Origin of the sequence: Spirosoma fluviale, from assembly GCF_900230225.1 — a bacterium.
Lineage (GTDB): Bacteria > Bacteroidota > Bacteroidia > Cytophagales > Spirosomataceae > Spirosoma > Spirosoma fluviale.
On sequence record NZ_OCNH01000013.1, the window covers coordinates 1 to 3,004 of the forward strand.

Genomic DNA, 3,004 nt, shown 5'->3' on the forward strand with positions numbered 1-3,004 from the left:
TTGGTGGGGTTGGTGAAGTTAGGTCCGCCTACGTTGAAGATGTCGGAGGGGGTGGCCAGCGAGAGAACCTTGTTTTGGTTCAGCGAGATGTTGAAAGATGTGTTCCAGCTGAAAGTGCCGCGGTTGATGTTGATCGTGTTGAGGCCAAATTCGAAGCCTTTGTTCTCCATCGAACCCACGTTGCGCCGGATGGTGGCATAGCCGCTCGACTGAGGTACGGGCGCATCCAGGAGCATGTCGGTCGTCAGCCGGTAGTAGTAGTCGGCCTCCAGCGTGATGCGGCCTTTGAGGAAGCCAACTTCCAGGCCGATGTCGGTCTGAGCAGTTTTCTCCCAGCGCAGGTCGGGGTTAGCCAGACGGTTGATACCCGTGCCACTCACCCTTGTGTCGTTGTAGATGGTCGAGTAGTTCGAGCTTAACAGGGAGAGCGAAGAGTACGGTGGAATCTCGGAGTTACCCGTCAAACCGTAGCTGGTACGAACTTTCAGGTTGGAGATGACCGGGTTGCCTTTGAGGAAGTCCTCTTCCGATACCCGCCAGGCCAGAGCCGCCGAGGGGAAGAAGGCGAACTTGTGGTTTTCTCCGAACTTGGAGGAGCCGTCAGCCCGGCCTGTGGCCGTGAAGAGGTACTTGTTCTTGTAGCCGTAGTTGATGCGGCCGAAATACGAGTTGAACGCAAAGCGCGACGCACCCGAGCTCACCCCGGGGTTGATTGCCCCCGCACCCAGGTTGTTGAAACCAAAGTAGTCGGTGGCAAAGCCGCTCACACTGGCCCCGATGCCAAAGGTGTTGGTTTCCTGCCACGACAGCCCCAGCAGGCCCGTGAAGGAGTGATCCTGACCGAACTGCTTGTTATAGGTCAGGTAGTTCTCCAGCGACCAGAAATTCTGCCGGTTGTTATTAACGGATGCGTTGCCGTTGTTGCCAATGTTAAGGGTACGAGTCTGCGACTGGTTGATCTCCTGAGTCTGGATGTTGGCACCCAGTACCGTGCGCATCTCCAGGCCTTTGCCAAAGGTGATATTGGTGAACAGACTACCCAACGTGGTCTGGGTATTCTGGATGTACTTCCGATCTATCAGTCGGTGAACCGAGCTCATGCTGCCTTCGGCAAAGGGGTAATCCCGGTTTTCGGCAAAGACACCGGTGTCGGGGTAGCGCACGGGCAGGAATGGGAAGTCTTCCACAATCTGACGGGCCACCGCATCGTTGACGTCCACCAGATTTTCGGATTGATTGTTATAACTCAGCGTACCACCGATCTTGAGCCAGCTCTTGACCTGATCGTCGATCGAGAAACGGCCTGAGTAACGCTTCATGTAGGAGGTCTTGATTAGCCCCTGATCGTCGCGGTAGTTGAGCGAGAGCGAGTACTGAGTCCGCTCGTTACCCCCACTGAAACCCAACTGGTGGTTCTGGGAGAGCTTGTTCTGAGCCGACTCCTTGAACCAGTCGGTGTCATACAAGGGGTTGAGATTAGCATCGAACACGCCAGGGTGAGCCGCACTGAAGGCAGCCCGGCGCACTTTTGGGTCCAGATACGACCACTTACCGGCGGCCCAGCCGACGGGATCATACTTGGCCATGTTGGCGTAGGCCAGGTCTTCGGTGGCCAGATACTCTTTGGCGTTGAGCACTTTTGGCTTGTTGGGTCCGATGGTGTTGACGGAGAACTGGCCGTCGTAGGTGACCCGGCTTTCGCCAGCCTTGCCCTTGCGGGTGGAGACCAGGATGACGCCGTTGGCACCTCGGGCCCCGTAAATAGCCGTCGAGGAGGCATCTTTGAGGACTTCAACGCTAACGATGTCGTTGGGGTTGATGTAGTCGATTGGGTTACTGAACTGGTCGCCGGTACCCTGGGGGAGCATCACGCCATCCACGACATAGAGGGGGTTGTTGGAGGAGTTGATGGAGCTGAACCCACGGATACGGACGGTGGTACGTCCGCCAGGCCGTCCTGAGTTGGTGTTGACCTGCACACCGGGCATGCGGCCCGAGAGGGCCTGGTTGAGGGAGGTGGCAGGTCGTTCCTGAAGCTGAGCTTCTTTAACACCCGTTACTGCACCGGTGAGATCGGACTTCCGCGTGGTACCGTAACCGATGACGACAATCTCGTCAAGTACTTTACTATCGGTTTTAAGACTAACGTTTATTGCCGTTTGGCTGCCAACATTTACTTCCTGCGGCAGGTATCCAACAAATGAGAAAACCAGCGTGGATGAGCCATCCGGCACTTCAAGTTTATACTGTCCGTCGGCATCGGTAACAGTTCCGCGCTGGGTTCCTTTCAGGATAACACTCACACCGGGAAGGCCTTCTGATTTTTCGTCGGTAACACGACCTGTAAGTGTTCTGTCGGCCAGCTTTACGGATTGATGGACAGGTAGCTTTGGATTGACCGGTTTTCCCGCATAAGTAAAACTAACGCACAGAGCTGCCAGTAGGAGTTGAGTGCTTGAAACTCTAATTAACCTATCGGACAGGAGTTTAGGTGGTAAGAGTTTTGCCATAAAATAGTTACCTAAGGGTAACGGTTTGGGGTTAAAATGAAAAGAAAACTAGATGATAATGGGAATATCTATAGGGAAAATAACTTGTCTGTAGGAACTACTCATTAAGATTGAAAAAAAATTAATTATTGATTTAAATATTATTAAAAAAATGATCTTAGTATTTATACTTATTAAATAAAATTAATAGTTAGTATTTCTAATAGTCATGTGAGTATTATTTCTTAGGTATAGGCATAAAAAAAGCCTCAATCATATAAGTATGATTGAGGCTTTTTTTATGTCGTGATAAGCAGTAAACTCTTATCACGACATATCAGTATTACTTTATATCCTTAAACGCCGGGATAGCCAGGGTTCTGGGTTTTCAGATTGGGGTTGTTCAACAACTCCTGTCTTGGAATAGGCAGCAGCAGGTGTTTCTCCTGGAGAGCCTGATTCGAACTCAGGTTCACATGGCCCACAAAGTTGTCGAAGCCGTTGGTCTTCTCGTT

1 protein-coding gene and 1 pseudogene are annotated in these 3,004 nt (G+C 51.8%); both read right to left on the bottom strand.

The window, feature by feature from the left end; translation table 11 throughout:
- Nucleotides 1-2,510: SusC/RagA family TonB-linked outer membrane protein (locus CRO74_RS31085; protein ID WP_097132239.1), on the bottom strand; the 2,510-nt coding region annotated here is incomplete at its 3' end.
- 335 nt (nucleotides 2,511-2,845) lie between these two features.
- Nucleotides 2,846-3,004, bottom strand: a pseudogene (locus tag CRO74_RS31090) (RagB/SusD family nutrient uptake outer membrane protein); the annotation flags it as partial.